The following is a 25,659-nucleotide window of genomic DNA, read 5'->3' on the forward strand; positions in this document are numbered from 1 at the left end:
ACTTTATAGTAGTGAACAGCAATTAACGCTAGTGTGGTTAAGTCACCAGTTTCTTAGTTTAGTGTACGGTGCTTCTAAGTAGTAGCCTCAAGGGATAGATAACCGCCGTTATCTATGTAACTTTTAATAGATTTAATTTTAATTTGATTTTATCAGCAAAAAATAATAAAAATGTGTCTAAAACAATTATGAGAAAAGCCCTTGGGCGTCTGGCCGTGTTTCGACCCCAAGGGCTTTTGCTTTAGAGTCACTCCGCACATGAGTAAATGTACAGTCTTTCTACCCATGTTTTAGTTCCATTAAGTGACACTTTTCTGACTGTCCTCACTGATGTGGCTTATGTAGGAAACATAGCAATCCACCAATTTCATAAATTCTTCAGGACTGGTATATAGATTCAGAAAATCTAGATTCAAGGGGCAAGAGTTATTTGTCAAAGGAGAATTGGAATGGGCCTAGCGAAAGTGAGGTAGCCATTGCGGCTTCTTGCACTGCTTCCTTGACGGTTGGTAGGTCTACAAAGCGGATAGCGTGAGGTGAGCTTAAACCAATCTTGCCAGAGAGTTCTACGTCTTCACTAGCAGCCAGTAACAAGCGCAAGCTGTAGGAATCCTGACGGTTAAAGGGAATGAGAACGACATCCAAGGTGGGTTGTGGTTCCGCAAAAGACAGGGGGGTGAGTTGCTTTACCTGGTGGTCACGATCGCCTGAGCGGACCTCGACATGCACGGCTCCATCCTCGGCATCATCCAGATTCAAGGAGATGCCTAACTTAAACTCGTCAAAATCTTGGGTGCCTTGATTGAGTAGATGAATCTGGACCACGCGCAAGTTGTCATACTGATATTCCCTTTGCCCATCCGAAATCCGAATCTCAGTGCGGGGGCAAGATGAACCGAGAACATCTTGGAATTGGGGAGGCGTTTCTACTCTTTGAGCGATCGCAGGTTTACGATTGCGGTAGGCGGCGATCGCGGCATAAAGGGCTGCTCCTACTCCACCCCCAACCAGTAAAGCGATTGCAATGATGAGAATAGTCAGCCAATGGAGATTGAGTAGAAAATCTAACATCCTTTGCCATTCCGTAACTTCTAACTGATCTCCAACACCTGATCTTTGCCCCAGTGAAATGTCTCTTTTACGGTTCGTCAGAACCTTACAGCTTTCGCTCCTGCCCAATCCCCACCAAAGTTTGCCAGATGGCTATGAAGAAGGTGCAGACAATCAGTGCAAAAGCTTCTGGCCGCTTGAGTAAATCTTTCGCTTCGAGGTTAGGGGCGATCACCTGATTATCCTCCTTGGCACCATTCACATTGCCATCATTCTCAGGATTAGCTGTAGTTTGGAGGCTGGGGGCAGAAGATGTGGGTTGCTGTGGTGCAGGTTCTCCGGTGGGGGCTGCGGTATCTGGGGCTGCAACCTGCTCCTCAAAGTTCGCCGCGATCGCCCCAGGCTCCTCTGGTTTAGGTGTTTCTGGCTCTGGTGCTTCTGACTTAGGTTCAGCTAGCTTGGGCTTTTCCGCCACAGGCTGTTCTGGCTTAGATTCCTCTGGTTTAGGCTCTGCGATCGCCAGTTCCTCAGAAGGCAATGCTTCTGGATCTGCTTGGGGTGCTTCTACCTCAATTGCAGCAGTAATCTCAGTTAGGTGGAGGGTCTCGGCGGTCTCAACCGTGTCTGTGTCTAAGCTCAACTGCGCTTCTAGACGCTCTTCTAGAGTGGACGGGGTCAGGAGCGGAGCAATCAATTCGTTACTAGCGGTGTCTGGTGCCTGGTGCCCTGGCTCAAACTCCTCAGCAGCCTGATGAAGCTGGGGTTCCACCGTTCCCTCTTTTGCTTCTGATGCTTGCTGGGTCAAGGTAAGCTGCTTGTCGCCTAAAGCCCGAATGGTGGATAGGAGGTTTTTATGTTTGTGAGGCATGATTGCGGTTCCCAGAGTTAGTTTCAGGAGTAACGAGTTTGAACTGGTGAAACCCAGTTCAGGTCTTGAGCAATCAGTTCGAACTGCTCAACCAAGAAAAGAGTTAATAGCATCATTTTCCTCCGAAAGCGCTGCACTATTACCTGGCCTAACGGATGGACCTGGCACTGATCCCTAGGCTGATTTCCGCAAATTTAACCCAGTTCAACCAGCAACTGGGGTTGCCTTACTGATCGGAGGGCCAGTTTTAGCGGCACCTTTACCAACAAGTACTAAGAATTTAGGAGATTGAGCTTGTGGGGCAATGATCCGGCTTACATTAGGGTTATGGCGCAACTTACATCACATCTTGCTACGGTTAGGGAGAGCAGATCTATATGTATCGAAGAATCCTTGTTGCGATCGATCACTCCAGCATTAGCCGCCAAGCCTTTGAACAAGCTTTAGCCTTAGCGAAGCTGACAGAAGCAAATCTAATGTTGCTCCACGTCCTTTCCTATGAAGAAGAAGGAAGTCCTAGATTGCCAGTGCTTACAGGTTTTGACGCTTATCCTGGCATGATCCGGACTCAAGCTTTAGAGCTATACCAACAGCAATGGCAAAACTATGAAGGTCAAGGGCTAGCAATGCTGCGATCGCGGGCTCAGGAAGCGGCGGATGCAGGTGTGCGAGTGGAGTTTACCCAAAGCCCTGGTAGTCCCGGCCGAGCCATCTGTGCCTTAGCTCGAACTTGGGGCGCAGATTTGATTCTGGTGGGGCGTCGAGGTCGATCGGGTCTGAGCGAACTCTTTTTAGGTAGCGTTAGTAACTATGTGCTGCACCACGCTCCCTGTGCGGTTTTAGTTACCCAAGGAGCGATCGCTCCCAGTCCGCAAGAGCGATCGCCAGACCAAGTAGAAGTTTTGTCTTGAAAGTTTTTTTGCAACTTTTGTCTTGCCAAAAGAGCAGAGATTTCTCTACTCAGGCAGCCTCAGCAGGTAGGAGGTAGAGTTAAGCGATCGTAGTCTGAATGCAGTCGTGCGGTCATCTCGCTTAAATTCAGATGCTCAATTCAGAAGTAAGTAACTGGTCAATCACCTCAGCGACTCCATCACCTCGGCTGCCTTGCGTCACCCAATCCGCTTGTTCTTTCACCATCGGCAGCGCGTTGGCTACGGCTACAGAGAGGGCGCAAATATTCAGAAAAGCGAGATCATTCTCTGCATCACCAAACCCGACTACGTTCTGTGGAGATAACTCCATACGTTCTAGAGCTGCTTTCAACCCGGTCGCTTTGTTTAAGCTGGAGGGCAGCACCATCACAGCCTCTTTATTGAAAATTATCTGTAGCTCTAACCCCAAATCTTTGATTATTTCTAATACCGTGGTTTCATAGGGTTTCCAAGTTGCTACAATCACGCGACCAACAGCTAAGGAATCAACTTGGCGTTCTTGAAGAGCTTGGATAAAGGCTTCGGGAGGGCGATCGCCCAACAACTCTTCTTCACGGGTGTTAGGCCAGTACAGCAAAGCCCCATTCTCAGCAACCACACAATCAAACCAATCTACCTGCGGCAGCACGTGGAATAGCTCGTCTAAACGTCTACCTGTGACTAAAATGAGTTTGCGGCCAGATTCGCGGAGGCGTTGCAAGGCTGCAAGCGTGGTTTTGCTGACTTGACCTTTCGTAGCGAGTGTTCCGTCGTAATCTGAAGCAATTGCTAAATAACGCATTGCCTTAATTAGATAGGTCCATTTATCCTAAGGTGCGGGATTGCCTGGCTCATCTAATAGAAGCACTAAATCTTAAAGGCAATTTACTAAGTTAGACTTGCGAGAGTTGGCCTACTGCATCGTGATGCAATCTGTAACTTAACTATGCAACTCGTGACAAAAATCCTGACGAAAGATAATTAGCTAACTATTGCTTAACTCAATCCTGTGCTAGCCTGTGGAAAAGGATTATTTTCGGCTGTGTAATTCGTTTTGTTGCAAGCGTTTCTCCGAATCTAACTCTCTGCACCTTTGATTCTGGAGATGCCCCAACCGAATGGCCCAAATAATTCTAAATGAAAATGAGGGAATTGAGGCAGCAATCCATCGATTCAAGCGGAAAGTTTCTAAGGCAGGAATTTTTCCAGATATGAAGAAGCATCGCCACTTCGAAACGCCTGGGGAAAAACGTAAACGTAAATTAGTTGCTAAGCATAGACAGCGGAAAAAATATTCTCGTCACTGATCCTTAAAACTTATCTGGCTGACGCAGCCTAATCAACCTAAAACTCTCGGACCTGAGTTCCGGAAGTTAAGCTTGATCGCTGAAATGAGACACTCCTTCTCTTCGTAAATCTTCTAACAACTCCTAAAGGCTCCTATGAATACCAAAGAACTTCTAAGCCGCTACTCAGCTGGACAAAGGGACTTTAGAAACCTTAATCTAATGGCCGCTAATTTGAGAAATCTTAACTTCAGTGGGGCTAATTTCAGTGGAGCCAACTTCAGAGGGGCAAACCTGACTAGCACCAATTTGAGCCAAGCGAACCTGAGCGATGTCAATTTGACGGGCGCAAACTTAACCAGAGCCAACTTGACACGGGCTAATTTGAAGAATGCCGACTTGACTCATGTCAATCTGAGTGACACAAATCTGAGTCATGCGTATCTGTCAGACGCTATCCTGCCAGATGGAGCAGGAGCCAAACTCGCCTCTAATAGTCCTGCGGTAGCGCTGTCTCAAGATGTAGTAGGCTAACTTGTTCTGAACTACCCTGAACTCGCTAACCTACTAGTGCCTAGTCTTTACTCTAAGCAAGGCTCCTCTTTGAGGGGAGCGAGTAAGGGAAATTCTTCGCCGCGCAGGTAGGCATCAAATTCTTCTTCAAATCGGCTCCAGCTTGTTGCAATCGAACGTTGCAAACGACAGGCTGGAGCTTCTCGGTATAAGGGGAGGCGTTGCTCGATCTGCGTTTTCAGCGCTGGATGCAATTCTTCAAAGACATCCGTTTTTGTGCCTGTGTAGTTCAACACTAAAAAGCCTGGTTTGCCTTTCATCTTCATCCAAGGCTCCCAAGGTCCCATGCGGTAATAGGACAAAGTGACAGCGCGATCGCAACTGGCATCTACGATTTCGTCTTCAAGCATGCGAGTTGGAAAAATAAATTTGTAGGAATCAGAAGATTGCACGAATGGCTCAGGAGAATATTCGGCAAACTTAGGATTACTAGCCAAATTATTAGGTAGCTTCAGGTTGAGGTCTAGTGAGACAAAAGACACCTCAGGCCCAATAAAAGCCCCAACCTGTGGCGGAATCTGAAACTCCTGATAGTCGTAGGAGCGGTGGATGACGTGTAGCGTTTCACCTGTCCACGGATTTTCCCATTGCCGCAATATTTCTTGCGATCGCGGCTCCAGATAGAGCGTAAATTTGCGGCTAAGTAAAGTCCAGCGTGAAGTTGTAGGGTCTTGAATACAGCGCGAAATATCGACCCCCAAAAAGTCGAACAAATGAATGGGTTGATCTGAGTCGAGCGGCTGCGCGTACATCGAGCCTGTGGCTTCAAAGTAGTGAGTTCCGCCATCGGTACTACAGCGCATTTTGACAAACTGCTGATCGGTAATTGTGGACTTGCGTAAAGTCATATTTCACCTCTAGCGAGATCGATTAATCGTAGCTTGAAGATCAGGTGAAGGGAAAATCTCTGTAATGTTACGGGTAATCAAACGCTGCATCTAGGCACTCTGAATCGATAAGTCCTAAAACCAATGAAAATTACTGCAATCTTCATGAATAAAGTAGCAATTTGATTAATTTATTTTAGTGAAAACTCGTAACTATGAAATTGCACTTAAAGCTTTGTAGGAAGACAAAAACTACAAAGTGGGTTTAGATTGGGTTAGCTTAATCAAGATTTTAACTACAATACCAAGCGCTGAATTCCAGCTAGCAAAAGGCTTTTAGGGTTGCGATCGCAGTTTTTTCCCTTTGATGGCTTCAGTAGTACTGAACTAATTAATAATTTTCTACACGGGCACTTTGGCGCTGATTAGAACGTCTTTATAAAAGCTTTGTTAAATCAGCTCCATCCTTGTCAGGCAGTGGTGAAGGTTGCAAATGAGTGAAATTCGTGTGGCCCTAATTGAATCTCAAGACCTCAGTCGGTATGGGATGCAAGCGGCTTTAGGACAAAGTGATCTAATCACTATTGTCGGTGAGGCAGCCAAAGGGCGAGAAGGTCTAGACCTGTTGCAACAAACTCAGCCCGATTTAGTCATTATCGAGCTGGATTTGCCTGATATCAGTGGCATTGAGGTTATTCAGCAGATTAAGAACCCAGAGTCGGAAGCAGAATCTGCCGACCTGAAAGTTCTGATTTTTAGCACTGAAGCTAATGAAGAATTGGTCATGCAAGCCTTTGCCGCAGGTGCAGATTCTTACTGCTTAAAAGACAAAACTAATCACCAAGATTTGTTAGAAGCGATTGAGGCAACTTACCAGGGAAATTCCTGGCTCGATCCCGCGATCGCTCGGATTGTGCTGTCCCACTATCAACAAACAATTGAGCAAGACACCAACGATTCTAGCCCCGGCTCTGTAAGCATTGAACCGATTGACCCAGCGGTAGGCCCCATTTTAGGCGCTGACCCTTTAACTAAACGGGAGCTAGAGATTCTGGAGTTAATTGTGGGGGGGCACAAGAACGAGGAAATTAGTCAAAAGCTCTATATCACGCTGGACACGGTGAAAACCCATGTCCGTAATATCCTGAACAAAATGGGAGCCAGCGATCGCACTCATGCAGCGGTTTTAGGCTTGCGTTCAGGCTTAGTGAATTAGAGCGATCGCTAGGTAATTCTCTCCGAGTTTACTTGTCACATCACCTGATGTGCTGATTTCAGGTTATGCCGAATGATGGGGTTGCTCCTTCGCGAGAAATAAATATACTTTTGTGAAGATAACAAAACCCTTTTGATCAGCGAGGAGTAAAGATGTACATCGTACAAATTGCCTCTGAGTGCGCTCCAGTCATCAAAGCCGGAGGCTTGGGCGATGTGGTTTACGGACTCAGCCGCGAATTAGAAACGCGAGGACACTGCGTTGAGCTGATTCTGCCCAAATATGATTGCATGCGCTACGACCATATTTGGGGCTTGCATGATGCCTACCGTGACCTGTGGGTGCCTTGGTATGGCGGCACAATTCACTGCTCAGTTTACTGCGGCTGGGTACATGGGCAACTCTGCTTCTTTATTGAGCCTCACTCTCGCGATGATTTCTTCAATCGCGGTTGTTACTACGGTTGCCACGACGACACCATGCGCTTTGCCTTCTTTAGCAAGGCCGCTCTAGAATTTTTGCAACAAAGCAACAAGCGTCCCGATGTCATCCACTGCCACGACTGGCAGACTGGCTTAGTTCCCGTCATGCTGTTTGAGAATTACAAGTATGAAATGGGGCTCCAGCGGGTTTGTTACACGATTCATAACTTCAAGCATCAAGGCTTTGCGGGCAACGAGATTCTTTGGGCCACTGGACTCAACAACGAAGATTACTATTTCCAACCCGATCGCCTGCAAGACAACTTCAACCCCTTTGCTTTGAACTTGATGAAAGGGGGCATTGTTTACGCCAATGCAGTAACCACAGTTTCACCGCACCACGCTTGGGAAGCGCGTCATACAGAGGTGGGGTCTGGTCTGGGCCACACGCTGCATATGCATCAAGACAAATTTACCGGAATTCTCAACGGCATTGATCTAGACTTCTGGAGCCCCGAAGTCGATCGCTATATTCCACACCACTACACCAAGGACAACTTAGAAGGCAAAGCCCAGAACAAGAAAGCGCTGCGCGATCGCCTGTTGTTGCAAGATGTAGACAAACCGCTCATTGCTTATATTGGCCGTCTGGATGCCCAGAAAGGCGTTCATCTGGTACATCACGCCATTTATCACGCCATCGATAACGGTGCCCAGTTTGTCTTGTTAGGTTCCGCCACCGAAGCGGGAATTAATGCTCACTTCCAGCACGAAAAGCGCTTCTTAAACGATCATCCAGATGTGCATCTAGAGCTGGGTTTTAACGAAGAACTGTCGCACCTGATCTACGCTGGGGCCGATATGATTTTGGTGCCGAGCAACTACGAACCCTGCGGCCTGACTCAGATGATTGGCTTAAAGTACGGCACAGTCCCGATCGTCCGGAGTGTGGGGGGTCTGGTGAATACGGTGTTCGATCGCGACCACGACTCCAATCATTTGCCCGAAACCCGCAATGGCTATGTCTTCTATGATTCTGACTATCAAGCGTTAGAATCAACCATGAATCGAGCTTTGAGCCTGTGGCGAGATTACCCCAAAGAGTTCCAACAATTAGTGAAGCAAGGCATGGAGTACGACTACTCTTGGAACCATCCGGGTAAGGATTACATCGAGATTTACGATCGCATCCGCTACAAACCAGCTGCTGTAGCGCTGTAATAGTCTGAGTAATAGTCTGATTGGGAGGAATGGGGTTTGTCCCACCCAAAACTAACTACTAGGGCGCACTCCGGTGTGCCCTAAAATGTGTTTAGACGCTTGATTCGCACGGGAAGCATGACCGAAATTGTTGTTGCCGCACTCTACAAATTTGTCAGCTTGCCAGACTTCGCTGAGAAAAAAGATATGCTCTTGGCCTATTGTTTAGACCAAGACATTAAGGGCACCCTTCTTTTCGCTTCAGAAGGGATCAATGGCACGATCGCCGGATCTCGCTCAGCGATCGATGCGGTTCTCTCTGTTTTGCGGGCTGATCCGCGCCTCGCTGATTTAGAGCACAAAGAGTCTTATACAGATATTCCCCCGTTCGATCGCCTGAAAGTTCGCTTAAAAAAAGAGATCGTGCCTTTAGGCGTGCCTGAGGTTGACCCCAACCAGAAAGTAGGAACCTACGTCAGTCCAGAAGAGTGGAATGATCTGATTGCCGATCCAGACGTAGTGGTGATTGATACGCGCAATGATTACGAGGTGCAAATTGGTACTTTTCAAGGCGCTTGCAATCCCCAGATGGCTTCCTTTCGGGAATTTCCTGACTATGTTCGCCAGCATTTAGACCCCCAAAAACATAAGAAAGTTGCAATGTTTTGTACGGGTGGAATTCGCTGCGAAAAAGCTTCCTCTTTTATGTTGGAGCAAGGGTTTGAGGAAGTGTATCACCTGAAAGGCGGCATCTTGAAGTACCTCGAAGCAGTCCCAGCCGAAGCAAGTCTTTGGGAAGGCGAGTGCTTCGTATTTGACCAACGGGTAGCGGTGCGTCACGGGCTAGCACCTGGTTCTTATGATGCTTGTATGGCTTGTGGTAGACCTATTTCAGACGAGGACAAAGCTTCAGAACATTACCAGGAAGGGATTTTTTGTCCTCATTGCTTTGATAGTCTTACAGAAGAAAAAAGAGCCCGCCAAGTAGCCCGCCAAAGGCAAGTTGAACTAGCGAAGCAACGTCATCAGGCTAGCGTCGAGCCTTAAGCGGTTTTGCCAGTTTCCGCATTGCTGCCTTCAATCATAAATTAGAGATCAAAAGGATACGCTGATGAAAGCGAAACATATTATTAACTTGCAAAAGGGGCTGACTGGATTTGTAGTCCTAGGACTGATGTGGGCTTATCACAACTTCACTATTGGCCCGTGGATTTATCTGGCGCTTCACGGCACCTACGGCCTGCTTTGGTTGCTCAAAGATCAGCTCTTTCCCGACAAGCAATGGGAGCAGAAGATTTCACTAGGGCAAGGAATTTTTGTTGGCATTATCTTAGTTTTGTATTGGGTTGCTCCCTTCTTGCTGATTAGTCGTGGTGTTGTGCCGTCGGCTCCTCTGATTGCGGCGGCTGTGGCCTTGAACATCCTTGGTGTATTCCTCCACTACAGCAGCGATGCTCAGAAATACTTCACGCTGAAATATCACCCTGGTTTAATTACAGAAGGCTTTTTTGCCCGATGCCGCAACACCAACTACTTAGGGGAAGTGCTGATCTACAGCTCATTTGCGCTTTTAGCTCAGCACTGGTTGCCGTTTGTGATTCTGGCTCTGTTTGCAGCAGGTTTGTTTATCCCGAATATGCGGAAGAAGGACGAATCTCTGGCGCGTTACCCAGAGTTTGCTGAGTACAAGGCGCGTTCTGGTTTGTTGTTGCCTCAATTCCTGCCATCAAGAAACTCTGTTTTAGACAGTCAAGCTTCTGATTCACCTCAAAACGGCTAAACTGGCGATCGCCTGAGTGAACCATTTCCTGTTTGGGAGTAGCTATAACGGCACTTATCTTCCAAGATTTGGGTCTTTATCAGATGTATCCCTAAACTGATGCCCAATTTGGTGAGTGCTCATGGGACAAAAACAAAATCACATCGCGATCGCTTTGATCTCTGCTCTAGCCCTGGTTGGGGTAGGCAGTTACAGCTTATTGCTTGCTGGTAAAGCAGTTTCATCTGCGTCGGACCTCGCTCAAGGAGCGCCACCTAGCCCGAAACCTACTCCCCAAATCATCGTGGAGCCGCAACCGGTGCGAGCTTTGCCAGGGCAGCTAGATCAGGTGCCGATGTTTAACAGCAATAGCCCGGAGTGGGTTAAGACTGAGGGTATTCTGCTTTCGACTCTGCCGCCTACGGGCAAGAAAACACCAACTGCCCATCTGAACTTTCCGTTTCAGGGCCGCTTCGATTTATTCATTCACCACCAAACCCACACCCCGAAGGATCTACAAACTTTCTACTTGGGTGTGATGCTGCATAACTCCAGTTCGCAACCCGTGACTGTTGATGTGTTGCAAGGCGCGACTTATCTGACCCAAAGCGCTCCCTACATCAAGCTGCCAACCTATGTAGACAATCCCAACAATACAGTCTATGCAGGGCCAGGCGATCGCGTGGTGACAGATATTCTTCAGGGCAAGAGCCAAGCTGATTTTCCGGCTCAACTGGTGATTCCGCCAGGGCAGAGCCGGATGCTCCTAAACCACCCGATGCCAGTGCGGGGTTTAGAGAAACCAATCAATGGGCGATCGGGTTATCTGCGGCTGCGTAGTAGTGGCAAGGTCTACGCAGCCAGCTTGATGATGTTTGCCAAGAAAAATGCCAATGGTAGCGATCGCGCCCCCACCTTGGCTGAATGGCAAGCCCTACTAGACACCGGGACTCTCTCTGGACCTCGCGACAAAGTACCAACGCCACCCGAACAGGCAGGCGGACAGTTGATTTACGGTCGAGTTGCAGGCGTTGCTCAAGGATCGCGCTGGCAAGCTCAACTCAGCGATCGCCCTGGCGCTAAAAACTTAACCATTCCTGCTCCAGGGCAAGCGGTATCTTATGCCATCAGCACAGTGCGAGCAGGTCGCTTGGGCACGGAGCAAAATCAAGCGGCTAAAATGCTGGTGCGCTACCCCGATACCGCTTATGAATCCCATGCTAATTATGGCGTGGAATATAACTTAACCTTGCCGCTTTTCAACCCGACTCAACAGCCTCAGAAAGTGGCTTTAACCTTAGCGACTCCTTTAAAGGAGGATCGCCTCAGCCAAGGTGGATTGCGTTTCCGCCAACCCCCCTTTGATGTTCCCTTCTTTCGAGGCACTGTACGTCTGCGCTATCCAGATGATCGAGGCCAGCTTAAGACTCGGTATGTCCATTTGTGGCACCGCAAGGGACAAGTACTGGAGCCGTTAGAGATGCTCACTCTGCCTCCCAACAGTGGCCGTTCTGTGCAGCTAGATTTGATTTATCCGCCTGATTCCACCCCACCTCAAGTCCTCACCCTCAAAACTCAAGGTTAATTTCTATGTAAGTAAGCTGGACTGCCAGAATTGACGCTAATAAGGTATATATTGATCCAAAGCGTTGCGAGATTCTGCGGATTGGCAAGGACGCCTGCATGAAACACCCTGCCACTCTTATCACCAAGCGATTGCAGAAAGTGCCACTGCAAACGGTTCTGGTCGCTCCTTTTGTCTTGCAAATTGCGATCGCAGTTGGGCTGACGGGTTGGCTGTCGCTACGTAATGGTCAGAACGCGGTCAACGATGTGGCTAGCCAGCTACGGACTGAGGTAACCGCTCGAATTCAGCAGCATGTCACGACTTATCTAGAAACTCCTCATCTCGTCAACCGCATTAACGCTGATGCCATTCGCTTGGGATTACTGAACGTTGAAAACATCCCTGGTTTAGAACGCTATTTCTGGCAACAGATGCAGCAATTTAAGACGGTGAGCTACATCTCGTTGGGGACAGAGCAGGCAGAATACATCGGAGTAGAGCGCTTAGATAATGGTGCCTTACAGATTGAAGTCTCCGATCGCGCCACAGGTCGAAATTTCCAAACCTACGCCACGGATAGCCGAGGAAACCGCACGCGACTGGTGCAAAGTAAACCCAATTATGACCCGCGCCAGCGGGATTGGTACAAAACCAGTGTGAAAGCGGGTAAACCGATTTGGACCGAGATCTACACTTACTTCTCCACGCAAAAACTCACGATCACGGCTGACCAGCCACTGTACGATGCCCAAGGCAAATTGATTGGGGTGACGGCGGCTGATTTGGTGTTGTCTCAAATCGGCGACTTTCTCCGCAGCCTCAAGATTGGCAAAACGGGGCAAACCTTTATCATGGAGCGATCGGGGCTTCTAGTTGCAACTTCGCTGCCCGAGAAACCTTTCATCCTCAGCGCTGATGGCAAAACGCAGGAACGACTGGCCGCGACTGCTAGCCGCAATCAGTTGATTCGAGCCACGGCGCAGCACTTACAGCAACGCTTCGGTGATTTGCGACAAATCCGAGGTAGCCAACAGCTCGACTTTCAGTTGGAGAATAAGCGTCAATTTCTGCAAGTGCTACCGCTACCAGATCAGCGAGGTTTGGATTGGCTGATCGTGGTGGTAGTACCAGAAACAGACTTCATGGAGCAAATCGAGGCCAACACGCGATCGACAATTTTGCTATGTTTGGCCGCCTTGATTGCTGCGATTGTGCTGGGACTTCTCACCTCGCGCTGGATTGCGCAGCCGATTTTGCATTTGAGCCGAGCGGCTAAAGCTTTGTCCCAAGGTGAGTGGGAGCAAACGGTGCCTGTGGAGCGAGAAGATGAAGTGGGGGTCTTGGCTCGGGCGTTTCAGAATATGGCGGAGCAGTTACGCGCTTCCTTTGGCGTTTTAGAACAACGCAATGAAGAGTTAGAAGTCCGAGTTCAGGAGCGAACTGCGGATATTCGAGCGGCCAATGAGCAACTGCTGGTGGAAATTGCTGAACGCCAGCGGGTGGAAGATGCATTGCGGGTTTTCTTGCACGCCGTTTCTCATGACCTCCGCAACCCAGTGACCGGGATGTTGATGGTGTTGGGGAATTTGCTCAAAAGTGAATCGCTGCCTGTTGATGACTCCAACGGTTCTGGCAAGGCGGTGATCCCGGTGGCTCGTAGCATTTTGGAGCGCATGGCTCAAAGTAGCGATCGCCAATTGTATTTAATTAACTCGCTTCTAGAAGTCCATGCCAGCGAAGTGGGGGGGATTGTCCTTCAGACTGAACCGCTGGAACTTGGGCAACTGATCATAGATGTGCTGACGGATTTTGAGCCTCTGCTCTCTAAAAACCAAGTTAGCGCCACAGCTCTGATTCCGAACCATCTACCTGCCGTTCCAGCAGATCCCTTGCAACTGCGCCGAGTGCTAGAAAACTTACTAGCAAACGCCCTGAAGCACAACCCGCCAGGAGTGAGCTTGAGTGTCAGCGTGGAACAAGGAGACAACTCGTTGCTTTGCCGAGTGCAAGACAACGGAGCAGGCATCAACCCAGAGGTGCGCGAGCATTTGTTTGAGCTGTATTCTCGCGGGCCTCAAACCCGTCGCTCTACCGGACTAGGACTAGGTTTATATCTTTGCCGTCAAATTATTGTGGCTCATAGGGGAGAGATGGGCGTGACTAGCAGTCCTGAGGCTGGCTCGACCTTCTGGTTTACCTTACCTTTGGCACCTGTAGCAGCAACCACAAAATCACCTTGATGGGTGAATCATGTGAGCGAGGTGCGATCGCCTTACCCCCACCTAAGATAAAACTAAGGTGGTTAAACAAACTGAGTTTGAAATCAGCTACACCTGCTCTCAAGCTGATTCCGCAAAGAAGTCAGTCTTCTTAACTAGCGCGAACTGGTTATTTTCACAGCAATTTAACGGTGTGTATAACCAAATCTAATAAAGTTTGAGCCACTACCAAGCTGACTATATTGGCACAGCCTGGTTGAGATTACGCATATCAGGTGGTTGCCGATTAGGGCGGCAAAATCGCTGTCTAAAGATTCGCTTGTCTTCGCTTTATCCCCAAAATTAAATCCTATAAGAACTAAATTATGATTGCTGATGTGAACTACCTCCAGGCTTTACGAAATTGCTGTCGCGATGAAGCAGCTTTTACCCAACTACAACAACTCCTCGCAGACCCTCGCGCCAGTCAGCATTTATCAAAGTTATCAGGGTTTGTAGGCAGTCAACCTCAGGCAGAAGCTAGCACCGTTAATCTAAGCGCAATAAGCGCAACCAACACCGTACTAGAGCCGCTAGCTCGGGTAGAAGCGTTGTTGCAAGAGGCCTCTAATGAACTTCAGGAAGTACGTCAGCGGCAAGCTGTACTGTTTCATGTCATGGAGCATGATCTGCGCCCTTTCCTCATGGGTACCTTGATGGTTTTGCGGAATTTACTCAAGCAAGGAGATGAGACGGTTACAATCACTCGCTCTAGAGTAGAACGGATGGTTCAAGCCAGCGATCGCCAACTGAATGCTATGAGCGCCCTGCTCGAAACCTACGCTACAACAGAGCAAACCGTACCGTCGCAACTGGAACCTGTAGAGTTTCCAGCGCTCAGCCAAACTATCTTGCAAGATTTAGCACCCCTTTTAAGGGCCAACCAAGCGAGAATTACGCCGCAGCTTCCTGCCAATATGCCACCCATTTTGGCAGATTCGGACCAAATTCGCCGGGTGGTTTCCCACCTAGTGACCGCAACCTTGCAACACAATCCACCGGGCCTGCATTTAACTCTTGCTGCCGAAGTGGAAGCTGGGATGCTGCGCTGTACTCTACTCGATGACGGACTCGGCTGGGACTCTCGAGAATGCGATCGCTTTTTTGAATTGCAAGTGCGATCGCCCCATGCTTGCTGTTCTACGAGTTTGGGGGTGCAACTGCACCTGTGTCAGCAAATCATTCAAGCGCATGGAGGTGAAATTGGCGTTATCAACACCGAACCCGGTTCGATCATCTGGTTTACGCTGCCCCTAGCGACGGCGGTTGCTTCTAGCAGTTACGCACCAACTCGGCTCGCGATCGCGCCAGGCTTAAACTAAACCAGAGCGCAAGGCGACCACTGCGGCTTGCACGCGATCGTCTACCGATAACTTATTCATGATGCCCCGGACGTGAGTTTTGACGGTATTGGGGCTTAGGTAGAGTTTGGCAGCGATTTCGGGGTTACTTAGTCCTTCAACCATCAGCTTCAGCACTTCCAGTTCACGTTCCGACAGTTGACCAATGCCACTGTTGGGCGTAGGAGGCTTGAGGTGATCAATCACACGCCGGGCAATTTGAGGATCGAGGTAGGTAGCGCCTTCCTGAGCTGCGGCGATCGCTGCTTGGAGTCGATCTAAACTGGCACCCTTAATACAGTAAGCATCGGCTCCACTAGAGAGGGCTGCAATAATTTCTGTTTCTGCCGTGTGTGAGGTCAGCATCACGACCCGCACCTCAGGGAGCGCAGCCTTAATTTTTTGAGTGGCCGCGATTCCGTCTAGTCGGGGCAGACCGATGTCCATGATAATCAGGTCTGGCTTGAGTCTTAGGGCTGCCTCTACACCTAAATACCCATCTTCTGCCTGTCCCACAACGATGCACGCCGAATCAGCTTGTAATGACTGTTCCAGACCCAACTGCATCATTGGGTCATCTTCAATAATCAAGACCCGTAAAGTTGGCGATGAGATAGTGGCATTCATAAATAGATCTTGTGGCAATACAGCCTTAGTGTAGGCATCTACTTCAACTTTGCACTTCACCCAGGTGATTCACCTGAACGAGTGATGCTGGACAAAGCCAGAGTAGTCCTATAGCGCCTCTATTATTCTCAGCTTGATTCAGGTAGAACTTCCTAGGGTGTATTGACAGGCATACTCATAATGAGTACGCTTTAAGCAGTCATAGGATGCAAAACTTTACATCCAAACCCAGCGAGGAGCGAAACTTATGTTGCCTAACCACGAAGGACAAAAAGTTCCTGACGTCACCTTCCGAGTTCGACAGAACAATCAGTGGATTAACATCACAACTGATGATCTGTTTGCCGGAAAGACTGTAATCGTTTTCTCCTTACCTGGTGCTTTCACCCCGACTTGTTCCTCTACTCATTTACCTGGCTACAACGAGTTGGCTCCAGCCTTTAAGGAAAACGGTGTAGACAGTATTCTTTGTCTTTCGGTCAATGATACGTTCGTGATGAACGAATGGGCTAAGGACCAAGACGTTGGTAATATTACACTCATTCCAGATGGTAATGGTGAGTTCACCGAAGGCATGGGGATGTTGGTTGATAAGACTGACCTGGGCTTTGGTAAGCGGTCTTGGCGCTATTCCATGCTAGTCAAGGATGGTGTGATTGAGAAGATGTTTATTGAGCCAGAAGAACCAGGAGATCCTTTCAAAGTGTCGGATGCCGATACAATGCTCAAGTACATCAATCCTCAGGCTGTGAAGCCTGAATGCGTCTCCTTGTTTACAAAGGAAGGTTGCCCGTTCTGTGTTCGGGCTAAAGAGATGTTGAAGGAGCGTGGCCTCGCCTACGAAGAAATTGTGATTGGTAAAAATGCGACGACACGCTCGTTGCGAGCTATGGCAGGAGGAACAACAGTCCCTCAAGTATTTATTGACGGCAAATTGATTGGTGGGTCTGAGGCCCTGGCAGATTATTTGGGTGTTGCCTAGTCGCTCTAAGTAGCTTGATTAGGGTAATTTAAGCGTAACGCGATCGCTGACTTTCGTCTCTAGAATGAGATTTGAAAGCTGTGATCGCGTTTTATGTTTAAGGACACTTGCTAAAACTCACCCAACTACGATCGCAGCTCTGTTTTCCGGTAAAGATATCTTTGGAAATCAATTTTTATGGCTAATTTACCCAGAATTTTGGCTTTTGCTGGCAGTACCCGAACAAATTCCTACAACAAAACCCTGGTTAAAATTGCCGCTACAGGAGCTCGGGCTGCGGGCGCTGAAGTTACTTTTTTAGATCTACGCGATTTGCCAATGCCGCTTTATGACGAAGATCTAGAGGCGGCTGAAGGAATTCCTGCCAATGCCTTGAAATTTAAGGAGATTATGGTAGCTCATCAGGGACTCCTGATTGCTTCTCCTGAGTACAACAGTTCTATCTCTGGGGTGCTCAAAAATGCGATCGATTGGGCTTCTCGTTCTACCCCTGGCGAACCCTTCTTAGCTGCTTTTACAGATAAAGTAGCCGCAATTATGAGTGCGTCTCCGGGCGGTTTAGGAGGGTTAAGAGGCTTGGTTCATGTTCGCAGTATTCTGTCTAATATTCAAGTTTTAGTCATTCCCGACCAAATTGCGATCGCAAAAGCTCATGAAGCATTTAATCCAGATGGCAGCTTGAAAGATAGCGCTCAACAAACTACCGTTGAGAATCTCGGCGCTAAAGTCGCTCAAATACTGACAAAGTTACAGAGTTAAAGGCATAACAGCTAAAAAATAATTGAGAGAGAGATACGACAAAACCATATCCCTCTCTCAATTTTATAAATCACTTGTCATAGTAGATTAAAAGCTATCGCAACAAATTTTCTAGCTTGCGCGAGCAGTTAAATCTATCAACGAATTTGTAGAGTTGCTATTTTTATTTGAGCCAGCTGGAACTAAGCAAAATTCCCAAAACTCCCAAGATATGACCAAAACTCATTGCGCCTAAGAAGGTGGCAACACTCATGTTGTTCAGTAGGCCAGAGAATGGTCCGAGAGGCATCTTAGGGCCAACTTTGGGAAAGCGGACGGTGCGGCTGGCAATGAACAAAGCCAGTAGGCAGGAACCAATCATAATGGGGGTGCCTTGCCAGTTCCACAAAGCGGTGGGGTCTTGGGACGTAGCAGCAGGGACTGCTGCCAGCAACATAGAGTGAATCAAGATGCTTTCTCCTACTTGTTGAGACACTATATTGATCAACATTAACCGGACGCAATAACCATCTGCCTAATGTAGTTGAAGTAGGAAGTTGGCTAATTCTGCGGCCAGAACATCGCTAGGATTCATCGTCCCGTTGTATTGGCGATCGCACCTCAGCCTGACGAAGGATTTATTAGTGTTAGTAACAAAACTTATCTTCCGTCTTTATATAGGCGTTACCTGGGCCACAGGTGTTTAGCATGCGGGTGTGAGATTACTGTTTTGGACATCTGTTATGACATCTGCAAATACCAATACCGCTCAAACTCTGCGATCTTTTCAGCACCTAGATGTGGATCAGCAAATTGCTGCTTTGGCTTATCTTTATACCGAGTTAGGTCAATCGATCTCTTTTCCCAGTTCTGGAGTGACTTCCTCTAACGAAATTAGTCAACTCGTCAAGCACGTAAAGGAACTGCGTTCAGAAGACCAGCTACAATTTATCCGCGACGTATTTTCTAGCCAACAGGGTGGTCGCGAGGAAGTAGCGCTTGACCCCCACCCCAGTAAAGCGTTACTAGAATTGATTCCTGGTGGCACCAAAGATCCTCTCAGCCATTACCAATCTCTAGATCCTAATGCTCGCTTAGCGTTCTGGTATCGCTTAGCTCAAGAGTTGGATAGAGATGCTATCTCGACAGCAGCGACGACTCAACTGTCTTCTGGCGCTCAAGAAATCATCAATCATCTGAAGTCTTTAGAAGTCAGTCAACAAGTTGACTTTTTACGTCAGATTGTTTAGTAAGTTTGATTCGCCCGAACTGATTAGCCTAAATTGAACATGAGCGATCGCCTTGCCTTTGAGCTGTCTTGAGGGGAGGGCGATCGCTTCGTCATACTTCTCTTGCTAAATAGGTTGATACTTGCAGGCGCAGATCACAAAAATACTCCTCTCAACTTTTAGTTGAGAGGAGAAAAGCGAAATTAGAGCGAAGCAAAACTATAAACAGTAGAAATTCTTAGGCAACCGATTGCTGCACCATTAAATTGACTTTGGCATTTTGTAAACCGGGCTGCTTGACTTCTGCCAATGTTTTGTTAATCGCGTATTTCTGATTAATGCTATTCATTAGGTTAGCTAAGTTATGGCTCTTGGCAACACCCCAAAGATCAGCTATTAAGTCAAATGATCCTTGTGGATTGCGAACCCAACCTAAGTCGTAATCGCCTTTAAGCGCTACTACAATGTCAGCCCGAACTTTTTGACCACAAGCGCCGCGCACATCGGTGTTTGTACTAGCAACTAAGCCCAGATCTGCGAGAGAAGCTTTAAGCAGTTCAGCGTCTGTCAGCTTACTGCGAAGAGTACTAAAGTGAGACATAAGTAGTCCTTAAATGGGTGAAATGGGTAAATTTGTGAGTTGATCGAAACATGCAATGTTAATCAGCGATACCCGGTGTGCAGTAGAGCTAGCTTCATGCGCCCTACACCGAAGGCATTAATAACTTCAGAGCTCTCTATTGCTATTGGTACTAGCAATAGATCACATAACTAATCTATGTAATAGTCTGTTAAGTTTCATTGTTCTAAAGGTTTACTTCTGCCAATTTTGCAAACTCCTAAAGGTAGAGCTGTATCCCTCAACCAGTAGTAGCTTCAGTTACATCAGGCAAAATGGCATGGATCCACTTTTTTGATTTTAAGAAAAAAGAAACCTAGGAGTTTTCCAAAACTGGTGGCGCAGCTGGTCTAAACTCCTAGGTTTGATAATGACACTGAATCGCTTCGCGTAGAGTACTGTGACTAAATCAGCCACACTTCTGACTCAAAGAAATTTCCGTAACGTTGATGGGCGAACAATCTACAAACGGTTTTGCTGAGAGCTTTTTATCCTCCAACGACTTCGCCACCATTGGGATGTAGAATTTGCCCGGACATATAGGAAGAATCATCAGAAGCTAGGAAGACATAGCTCGGTGCAACTTCTTCTGGCTGCCCAGCTCGCTGCATCGGCACCTGTGACCCAAAGCTCTTGACCTTGTCCTCAGGGAAGGTCGCAGGAATCAAAGGAGTCCAGATAGGACCAGGGGCAACACCATTCACCCGAATACCCTTTTCAACCAGCGATTGCGACAGAGAACGGGTAAAGGCAACGATCGCGCCCTTGGTAGAAGAGTAGTCTAGCAGTTGCTGATTGCCCTTATAAGCTGTGACCGAAGTGGTATTGATGATGGCACTGCCTTCCTTGAGGTGGGGCAGAGCAGCTTTCGTCAGAAAGAACATGCTGAAGATATTAGTGCGGAAAGTACGCTCCAGTTGTTCTGCTGTAATATCCTCAATGCTTTGCTGCGGATGTTGCTCAGCCGCATTGTTCACCAAAATGTCGAGGTAGCCTAGTTGCTGTACCGTTTGCTGTACAGCTTCTTTGCAGAATTGCTCGTCCCCAATATCACCTGCAATGGTAATACAGCGTCTGCCTTCCGCTTCAACTCGGCGCTTGGTATCTTCGGCATCCTGATGCTCATTCAGGTAAAGAAGTGCGACATCGGCTCCTTCTTTGGCGTAGAAAACTGCTACAGCGCGTCCAATGCCACTATCTCCTCCAGTAATCAGAGCAACTTTTCCTTGTAGCTTGCCGCTTCCCCGATATTTAGAATCATCAAACTGAGGTCTGGGAGTCATTTCAGACTCAATGCCAGGCTGTTGATTCTGATGTTGGGGTGGTTGTAATTCTTTGGATTGACTCATCGTTGCTTCTCCCGGAGTTTTGCTGTATTTCTATCTGTTAAAAGACTTTTAGAAGTCAGCCATAAGCTAAGTTGAAAATCTGCTCTTTATTTGCCGAATCCAACTATTTAAATTCTTTTGGCTGTTCCCTAATCTGCCGCCTTATTAGCTTCAGCGAGCATGTTCACTTTAGAACGCACTTTTAGTTCATTTCTGCTTCATTAGAGATAAATTTGGGTCTTTCTATAGGCGAGTTTCTCGTAAGTTAAGCTGTGATGCCTGATACTTTAAGTAACTTAGCGATCGCCAGGATTAATTAGTTGTAGCAATAAGCCGCTATTCAGCACGGACAGTATTTATAGGTACAGTTACACTTCATTCAGGTACAGCGTTTTTACAACTTTGGATAGAGTAGCCTCTCTGTCCTCAGTGGAAGAAGCTGTGAGCGATCGCCACTAAGCTGCTTAATAGCAAATACTTTGAAAATGCCAGCACCTTGAATTCATCAATAGAAGTCGATTGGGAAAAGCCGATTGGCTGATTAATTCGAGATATTTTACATAATTTGAGCAGGTGAAATAATGAGCTTTAATCCGCTAGCTGAAAAAGGAATTCCGCTTGATCAACAGCTACGAAATTGGTCAGAGCTAAACGTTCAGCCGTATATCAAAGATCAAGTTGATCCCTATACTCGTACCCGTGTCATTACGATGAACGGAATTGAAACAGAAGGGATATTTTTCTCTCATCAATTTGCGCGCCACACCGCCGACCCAGACTTGCGGAGACAACTCGCCATGCTGCGTCGAGTGGAGCAGCAACAGCAGAAAGTGGTTAACTGGCTCACGCCCGGTAATGAATCGACCTTGGAAGTCACGATTGGTTATGAGCAGGTTGCAGTTGACCTCACGGCCTTTTTAGCTCGTCATGAACCTGATCCTTATATCAAGCAAGCGTTTGAATTTGGTCTTTTAGAGGACTTCGACCATCTCTATCGCTATGCCAACTTGCTAGAAATGACCGAAGGCAAGAAAGCGGAAGAAGTCACAGGTCGGTTGACTGAGATTATGCCAGGACGGCCAACAGTCGCAGAACACCGCCATCCCTATGATGATGTGCGTAGACCTAGCGATCGCACCAAAGCTGACCCTGTCTCCCTGCTGCACGTGCTGACCTTGGTTGCTTCGGAGCAACAGACCATGAACTTCTACATGAACGTGGGCAATCGTCCCATGAACCCGTTGGCACGGGGACTCTACCTAGAAATTGCTCAGATTGAGGAACAGCACGTCACTCACTATGAATCTCTGCTTGACCCCAATGCTTCTTGGTTAGAGCAGGAAGTTCTGCACCAGTACAACGAGTGCTATCTGTACTATTCCTTCATGCAGCAAGAGTCCGATCGCCGGATCAAGCAAATATGGGAACTCCACTTGAACATGGAGATTGAGCATCTGCGAATTGCTTGCGATCTGCTCCGTCAGTATGAAAATCGCGATCCGGAAGAATTCTTGCCCCCAAGCTTACCGGAAACGATGCGCTTTGAAGAAAACAAAGACTATATCCGTCAAGTTTTAGCAGATCAGGTGAATTTGACTACTCAAGATACGGAATTCGTGCCAGTTGAGCAACTACCTGAGGATGCTCGCTACTTCCAATACCAAAAGACGGTCAACGCGGGCGGCGTACCCAGCGAGCAGGTGATTGAAGAACACCGCAGTCAAATGGGTGGCGACTATCGCATGACCACAGAGGGAGCGCATCCATTGGCGGGTGCTAATCGCTAAAGACCGAACCCCCAGTCCTTCCATGATAAAGAAGCGGCTGGGGGTTATACAGATGAAAGAAGATGAGGAAGAGAGAGGCGAATTAGAGGTTATCCAAATCCACTTCAAAAGTTTGGTCATCCACGGTGACGCGATCGCCGGACACTAGTTTGCGACCCCGACGAGTTTCCAAAACACCGTTGACACTCACCACCTCATCTTGAATGATCATCTTGGCTTGACCACCGGTGTCTACAAGCCCAATCACCTTCAAAAATTGATCTAGTTTAATCGTATCGCTCGTCTTAGTCATACTAGGTCAGAGAGAGGAGTCTCGATAGAAGTCGTTCTTGCTATTCTCCATTGTCTCTGAATGTTCCTGCTTTGGAGATGGGCGATCGCGAAATTAGCTCTAACTTGTCTTATTCCTCAGTCACCACCAACTGCCAGCTAGCTGCTTGAGGAACTTGCGGCAGCGTTACTTCTAAGCGATCGCCTACCCAGCGCAAATCACTGATTTCTGCCCCTTGAACTGTGACTCGGCTGTGAGGAGTTAAACCAATCCAATGGACTTGGAAATTTCGGGCAACAGGCATATCTGCATAGGTGCCTCGGATTGCTTCACAAGTTAGAATATGCTGGCTAGATGCTTGCTGTTGGGTAAATCGCCGCCGACTGCCTGCTTCAGTCAAATATGCCTGACTCATGCCATCATCCTCATAAAAATCCAGGTCACCAGCATCTCCCGCATAAACTTCGAGCAGTAGCGTAGCGGCTGGTTGGTTCCCTGCCCGTAAAGCCATAGGCTGTAGCGGCAAAATAGCCCCTGCTTTTACAAACACGGGTACTTGGTGCAGCGGCACATACAGATCTAACTGTTGCGCTCCTCGATAGAATTTACAGGTTTCTCGATGCCACCAACCTCCCACAGGCAAATAGATGGAGCGATATCCGCCTGCTTCTACTACAGGCGCTACTAAGACGCGATCGCCCAAGACATACTGAGTTGGTTGTTCATAGGCAGCAGGATCTTCGGAATAATGCAGATACAGAGGCCGACAGAGGGGCAATCCTGTTTCATAAGCAATCCGACTGAGGTGATAGAAATAAGGAAGAAACTGAATCCGCGTTTGGAAGGCTTGGCGAACTGCGTCTAACACCCACTGGCCATAGGCCCAAGGCTCTCGTTTGCCGTGGTCTGAGTGCAAGCGCACCACCGGACTCCAACAACCAAACTGCACCCAACGCACATACAATTCAGGGTCAATATAGGGGACACCAGGCACATGGTTGTAGAAACCTCCTAAATCGTGTGACCAGTAGGCGACCCCAAGGTTGCCAGCCCGTGCCGTAAAATCTACGAGTAACTGCAACACCTCCCACTGCGAGTAGGTATCCGCTGAGAACTGAGCGGGATAGCGATGGGAACCAATGCCCCCGGTACGAGACAAAATCATCGGTCGCTGGGAACGATTGGCTAGATGCGTGAAATACACATGATTTGTCCAAAGCTGAGAGTTAACGCCGGGATGAATTGCGCTAGAGCCATCAATCCACCAAAAATCAATGCCATCTGCTTCTCGCGGGCCGTGCAGCACCTGCATAAATAACCGAGCTTCTTCTGGCTCGGCCAAGTTAAACAACAGCCAACCCGTTTCTAGCTCTGCTTGGGTGGGCTTATATTCTGCCATTCCGCTCGGATGCCAAGATTCAAAAATCCAACTGGACATCGGGTTTCTGATTGCAAACACCTTTCCCGCTTTGACATCATCTGGGTCTAGCCCTCGCGCTTCGCACAAAGCTTGGAACTGGCTATCGCCCGGAGCCAAGCCCTCTGGGTGAACATTCGCTCCAACATGCAGTCCTTGCTCATGAATCTGCTTTAGAAAGGTCGGCGCATCTGGGAAAAATTCTGGGTTCCAATCCCAACCACACCAACCCGACAAATGCCAATCCACATCCAAAATCAAAACATCGAGTGGTAGGTCAAGTGCCTCAAATTGCTTCACTAAGTTGTGGTAGTCAGTGTCGTAGAGTTGCCCAAACAACGAAAACCAAACCCCAAAAGCCCAGCGCGGCAACATTGGAACTGGGCCACAAAGTTGGACAAAGTTTTGTAGGGCTTGAGCATAGTCAGAGCCGTAAGCAAAGAAATACCAATCTTGGCTTTCTGGATCAAAGCGTTGAGCTAGCCAGTTGTTTTCTAGGGGGGCACTAGCCGAGTCATTCAAGACACTATAACCACTCCGGCTGAGAATTCCCGGTGGGAAGCGCTGCCACTCTTGCAAGACTTGCCGCACTTCCTCTGGTAACTCTTCCTGACGGTGGCGATCGAGATACCAGAGGGGTGGCTCCTCAAAGCGGGTAGTCTCTCCGCGATCGCGCAAGCTCAGGTGAGCCTTTTTCATCGGGTTGTAGAGCCATTCTTGGGTGTAAGGGTAGGCGCGTTCTACTGCCGCCGGATGCACCTCAGTGGGTCGGAGATTGCGGTGGATTAGGTCAAGGCTACAGAATGTACCGCCCAAGTTGGCAGAGTCAACAGTTGTAGGAGTCCAACTTCCTTTTTGTGTCCCACAGCGCCACTCTATTTGCAGGTTGTTGTCGTTGAATGGCTGAGTATCCGGTCGATAGTGAATTTGAATCAGTTCAGTTTGTAGTTGGAGTACACCAGCCTCGGTCCAGGCGATCGCCTGAAAGGGTAATGCTTGAGGTCGCGTCATTGCTTGGACGGTGGGTCGATCCTCAAATTGCCCTGTTGCTGACCATTCCAAACGAATTAAGCCTTGGCCCAAGGCGCTAAAGCGAGCAGAGCCACAAACAACGCGATCGCCTACAACCTGATATTGCACAGCATTTCTCCCTAGAAACCCTCAGTTTCCCAAGGTAGCAAGGACTTTTCTGGCTAGTTGACTTTGCAGCAGCTAGGTTAGAAAAAACTGCCTAAGGAAAGTTATTCCCGATTCACGAGAGGGATTGCGCTTTTCTAGAAGGGTGTGATACATTTATAAATCGCTAGGACGCATAGCTCAGTTGGTTAGAGCACTACGTTGACATCGTAGGGGTCACTGGTTCGAGTCCAGTTGTGTCCATCAT

At 48.1% G+C, this 25,659-nt stretch carries 24 protein-coding genes and 1 tRNA gene; 15 read left to right on the forward strand and 10 right to left on the reverse strand.

The annotated features are described in order from the left end of the window. Positions 1-426: 426 nt before the first annotated feature. Together NDA01_RS12625 and NDA01_RS12630 are read right to left on the reverse strand one after the other, a co-directional pair. Positions 427-1,071: a hypothetical protein gene (locus NDA01_RS12625; RefSeq protein WP_348228211.1), complete on the reverse strand. Its 645-nt coding sequence runs from the start codon at positions 1,069-1,071 to the stop codon at positions 427-429. A gap of 85 nt (positions 1,072-1,156) precedes the next feature. Next, positions 1,157-1,918 carry a hypothetical protein gene (locus NDA01_RS12630; RefSeq protein ID WP_348228212.1) on the reverse strand — a complete coding sequence of 254 codons (762 nt, stop codon included), beginning with the start codon at positions 1,916-1,918 and terminating at the stop codon, positions 1,157-1,159. A 377-nt stretch (positions 1,919-2,295) separates the two neighbouring features. Here NDA01_RS12630 and NDA01_RS12635 point away from each other — a divergent pair, with 377 nt between their 5' ends. Beyond that, positions 2,296-2,829: a universal stress protein gene (locus NDA01_RS12635; protein WP_348228213.1), complete on the forward strand. Its 534-nt coding sequence runs from the start codon at positions 2,296-2,298 to the stop codon at positions 2,827-2,829. A gap of 127 nt (positions 2,830-2,956) precedes the next feature. Here the strand turns inward: NDA01_RS12635 and NDA01_RS12640 are convergent, their stop codons facing one another. Next, complete coding sequence (locus tag NDA01_RS12640; protein ID WP_348228214.1) at positions 2,957-3,631, reverse strand: HAD family hydrolase; 675 nt, start codon at positions 3,629-3,631, stop codon at positions 2,957-2,959. A 316-nt stretch (positions 3,632-3,947) separates the two neighbouring features. On the opposite strand from NDA01_RS12640, the gene rpsU reads away from it, so the two are divergent. Next, positions 3,948-4,136: a 30S ribosomal protein S21 gene (rpsU, locus tag NDA01_RS12645; RefSeq protein ID WP_190437304.1), complete on the forward strand. Its 189-nt coding sequence runs from the start codon at positions 3,948-3,950 to the stop codon at positions 4,134-4,136. 135 nt (positions 4,137-4,271) lie between these two features. After that, complete coding sequence (locus NDA01_RS12650; protein WP_190437308.1) at positions 4,272-4,649, forward strand: pentapeptide repeat-containing protein; 378 nt, start codon at positions 4,272-4,274, stop codon at positions 4,647-4,649. 47 nt (positions 4,650-4,696) lie between these two features. On the opposite strand, the gene NDA01_RS12655 is transcribed toward NDA01_RS12650, so the two are convergent. After that, positions 4,697-5,536, reverse strand: coding sequence for a DUF1838 family protein (locus NDA01_RS12655; protein ID WP_348228215.1), 840 nt, complete (start codon positions 5,534-5,536; stop codon positions 4,697-4,699). A gap of 472 nt (positions 5,537-6,008) precedes the next feature. Here NDA01_RS12655 and NDA01_RS12660 point away from each other — a divergent pair, with 472 nt between their 5' ends. The 7 genes from NDA01_RS12660 to NDA01_RS12690 all read left to right on the forward strand — a co-directional run bounded on the left by NDA01_RS12660 (position 6,009) and on the right by NDA01_RS12690 (position 15,259). Next, positions 6,009-6,731 (forward strand): response regulator, encoded by a 723-nt coding sequence (locus tag NDA01_RS12660; protein ID WP_348228216.1) that lies wholly within the window; start codon positions 6,009-6,011, stop codon positions 6,729-6,731. A 152-nt stretch (positions 6,732-6,883) separates the two neighbouring features. Continuing rightward, positions 6,884-8,374 (forward strand): glycogen synthase GlgA, encoded by a 1,491-nt coding sequence (gene glgA, locus NDA01_RS12665; RefSeq protein WP_348228217.1) that lies wholly within the window; start codon positions 6,884-6,886, stop codon positions 8,372-8,374. Between the two features lie 117 nt (positions 8,375-8,491). After that, entirely contained in the window at positions 8,492-9,400 is a 909-nt protein-coding gene (gene trhO, locus NDA01_RS12670) for an oxygen-dependent tRNA uridine(34) hydroxylase TrhO (RefSeq protein ID WP_348228218.1), read from the forward strand. Between the two features lie 64 nt (positions 9,401-9,464). Then, positions 9,465-10,133, forward strand: coding sequence for a methyltransferase family protein (locus NDA01_RS12675; RefSeq protein ID WP_348228219.1), 669 nt, complete (start codon positions 9,465-9,467; stop codon positions 10,131-10,133). 121 nt (positions 10,134-10,254) lie between these two features. Continuing rightward, entirely contained in the window at positions 10,255-11,697 is a 1,443-nt protein-coding gene (locus NDA01_RS12680) for a DUF3370 domain-containing protein (protein WP_348228220.1), read from the forward strand. A gap of 98 nt (positions 11,698-11,795) precedes the next feature. Beyond that, positions 11,796-13,919, forward strand: a complete 2,124-nt coding sequence (locus NDA01_RS12685) for an ATP-binding protein (RefSeq protein ID WP_348228221.1) — start codon at positions 11,796-11,798, stop codon at positions 13,917-13,919. 344 nt (positions 13,920-14,263) lie between these two features. Continuing rightward, positions 14,264-15,259 carry a sensor histidine kinase gene (locus tag NDA01_RS12690; protein WP_348228222.1) on the forward strand — a complete coding sequence of 332 codons (996 nt, stop codon included), beginning with the start codon at positions 14,264-14,266 and terminating at the stop codon, positions 15,257-15,259. Here NDA01_RS12690 and NDA01_RS12695 read toward each other — a convergent pair. Further along, entirely contained in the window at positions 15,251-15,964 is a 714-nt protein-coding gene (locus NDA01_RS12695) for a response regulator (protein ID WP_313930055.1), read from the reverse strand. The genes NDA01_RS12690 and NDA01_RS12695 overlap by 9 nt on opposite strands. Positions 15,965-16,151: 187 nt before the next feature. Between NDA01_RS12695 and NDA01_RS12700 the strand changes: the two genes are divergently transcribed. Together NDA01_RS12700 and NDA01_RS12705 are read left to right on the forward strand one after the other, a co-directional pair. Continuing rightward, positions 16,152-16,886, forward strand: a complete 735-nt coding sequence (locus NDA01_RS12700; protein WP_348228223.1) for a glutathione peroxidase — start codon at positions 16,152-16,154, stop codon at positions 16,884-16,886. Positions 16,887-17,063: 177 nt separating this feature from the next. Then, entirely contained in the window at positions 17,064-17,645 is a 582-nt protein-coding gene (locus NDA01_RS12705) for an NADPH-dependent FMN reductase (protein ID WP_348228224.1), read from the forward strand. 163 nt (positions 17,646-17,808) lie between these two features. On the opposite strand, the gene NDA01_RS12710 is transcribed toward NDA01_RS12705, so the two are convergent. Further along, positions 17,809-18,093, reverse strand: coding sequence for a photosystem I reaction center subunit PsaK (locus tag NDA01_RS12710; RefSeq protein WP_242016965.1), 285 nt, complete (start codon positions 18,091-18,093; stop codon positions 17,809-17,811). A 274-nt stretch (positions 18,094-18,367) separates the two neighbouring features. Between NDA01_RS12710 and NDA01_RS12715 the strand changes: the two genes are divergently transcribed. After that, positions 18,368-18,874, forward strand: coding sequence for an orange carotenoid protein N-terminal domain-containing protein (locus tag NDA01_RS12715; protein ID WP_348228225.1), 507 nt, complete (start codon positions 18,368-18,370; stop codon positions 18,872-18,874). Positions 18,875-19,091: 217 nt separating this feature from the next. On the opposite strand, the gene NDA01_RS12720 is transcribed toward NDA01_RS12715, so the two are convergent. Both NDA01_RS12720 and NDA01_RS12725 read right to left on the reverse strand, forming a co-directional pair. After that, positions 19,092-19,454, reverse strand: a complete 363-nt coding sequence (locus NDA01_RS12720) for a DUF1257 domain-containing protein (protein ID WP_190557884.1) — start codon at positions 19,452-19,454, stop codon at positions 19,092-19,094. Between the two features lie 506 nt (positions 19,455-19,960). Further along, a complete protein-coding gene (locus tag NDA01_RS12725) occupies positions 19,961-20,821 on the reverse strand; it encodes an SDR family oxidoreductase (RefSeq protein WP_190437346.1) in 861 nt (286 codons plus the stop codon). Between the two features lie 560 nt (positions 20,822-21,381). Here NDA01_RS12725 and NDA01_RS12730 point away from each other — a divergent pair. Next, positions 21,382-22,587, forward strand: coding sequence for a hypothetical protein (locus NDA01_RS12730; protein ID WP_190552974.1), 1,206 nt, complete (start codon positions 21,382-21,384; stop codon positions 22,585-22,587). Positions 22,588-22,669: 82 nt separating this feature from the next. Here NDA01_RS12730 and NDA01_RS12735 read toward each other — a convergent pair whose 3' ends face one another. Further along, complete coding sequence (locus NDA01_RS12735; protein ID WP_190552973.1) at positions 22,670-22,879, reverse strand: RNA-binding S4 domain-containing protein; 210 nt, start codon at positions 22,877-22,879, stop codon at positions 22,670-22,672. A 109-nt stretch (positions 22,880-22,988) separates the two neighbouring features. Further along, complete coding sequence (locus NDA01_RS12740; protein ID WP_348228226.1) at positions 22,989-25,415, reverse strand: glycoside hydrolase family 31 protein; 2,427 nt, start codon at positions 25,413-25,415, stop codon at positions 22,989-22,991. Between the two features lie 166 nt (positions 25,416-25,581). On the opposite strand from NDA01_RS12740, the gene NDA01_RS12745 reads away from it, so the two are divergent. Further along, positions 25,582-25,655 (forward strand) — tRNA-Val (locus NDA01_RS12745). Positions 25,656-25,659 lie beyond the last annotated feature (4 nt).

The organism is Trichocoleus desertorum AS-A10, from assembly GCF_039962155.1.
Classification (GTDB): Bacteria; Cyanobacteriota; Cyanobacteriia; order FACHB-46; family FACHB-46; genus Trichocoleus.

Excerpts from the sequence above, each read along its gene's own strand:
- NDA01_RS12625 (WP_348228211.1), bottom strand. The coding sequence starts at position 1,071 with ATGTTAGATTTTCTACTCAATCTCCATTGGCTGACTATTCTCATCATT.
- NDA01_RS12630 (WP_348228212.1), bottom strand. The coding sequence starts at position 1,918 with ATGCCTCACAAACATAAAAACCTCCTATCCACCATTCGGGCTTTAGGC.
- NDA01_RS12635 (WP_348228213.1), top strand. The coding sequence starts at position 2,296 with ATGTATCGAAGAATCCTTGTTGCGATCGATCACTCCAGCATTAGCCGC.
- NDA01_RS12640 (WP_348228214.1), bottom strand. The coding sequence starts at position 3,631 with ATGCGTTATTTAGCAATTGCTTCAGATTACGACGGAACACTCGCTACG.
- rpsU (WP_190437304.1), top strand. The coding sequence starts at position 3,948 with ATGGCCCAAATAATTCTAAATGAAAATGAGGGAATTGAGGCAGCAATC.
- NDA01_RS12650 (WP_190437308.1), top strand. The coding sequence starts at position 4,272 with ATGAATACCAAAGAACTTCTAAGCCGCTACTCAGCTGGACAAAGGGAC.
- NDA01_RS12655 (WP_348228215.1), bottom strand. The coding sequence starts at position 5,536 with ATGACTTTACGCAAGTCCACAATTACCGATCAGCAGTTTGTCAAAATG.
- NDA01_RS12660 (WP_348228216.1), top strand. The coding sequence starts at position 6,009 with ATGAGTGAAATTCGTGTGGCCCTAATTGAATCTCAAGACCTCAGTCGG.
- glgA (WP_348228217.1), top strand. The coding sequence starts at position 6,884 with ATGTACATCGTACAAATTGCCTCTGAGTGCGCTCCAGTCATCAAAGCC.
- trhO (WP_348228218.1), top strand. The coding sequence starts at position 8,492 with ATGACCGAAATTGTTGTTGCCGCACTCTACAAATTTGTCAGCTTGCCA.
- NDA01_RS12675 (WP_348228219.1), top strand. The coding sequence starts at position 9,465 with ATGAAAGCGAAACATATTATTAACTTGCAAAAGGGGCTGACTGGATTT.
- NDA01_RS12680 (WP_348228220.1), top strand. The coding sequence starts at position 10,255 with ATGGGACAAAAACAAAATCACATCGCGATCGCTTTGATCTCTGCTCTA.
- NDA01_RS12685 (WP_348228221.1), top strand. The coding sequence starts at position 11,796 with ATGAAACACCCTGCCACTCTTATCACCAAGCGATTGCAGAAAGTGCCA.
- NDA01_RS12690 (WP_348228222.1), top strand. The coding sequence starts at position 14,264 with ATGATTGCTGATGTGAACTACCTCCAGGCTTTACGAAATTGCTGTCGC.
- NDA01_RS12700 (WP_348228223.1), top strand. The coding sequence starts at position 16,152 with ATGTTGCCTAACCACGAAGGACAAAAAGTTCCTGACGTCACCTTCCGA.
- NDA01_RS12705 (WP_348228224.1), top strand. The coding sequence starts at position 17,064 with ATGGCTAATTTACCCAGAATTTTGGCTTTTGCTGGCAGTACCCGAACA.
- NDA01_RS12715 (WP_348228225.1), top strand. The coding sequence starts at position 18,368 with ATGACATCTGCAAATACCAATACCGCTCAAACTCTGCGATCTTTTCAG.
- NDA01_RS12720 (WP_190557884.1), bottom strand. The coding sequence starts at position 19,454 with ATGTCTCACTTTAGTACTCTTCGCAGTAAGCTGACAGACGCTGAACTG.
- NDA01_RS12725 (WP_190437346.1), bottom strand. The coding sequence starts at position 20,821 with ATGAGTCAATCCAAAGAATTACAACCACCCCAACATCAGAATCAACAG.
- NDA01_RS12730 (WP_190552974.1), top strand. The coding sequence starts at position 21,382 with ATGAGCTTTAATCCGCTAGCTGAAAAAGGAATTCCGCTTGATCAACAG.
- NDA01_RS12735 (WP_190552973.1), bottom strand. The coding sequence starts at position 22,879 with ATGACTAAGACGAGCGATACGATTAAACTAGATCAATTTTTGAAGGTG.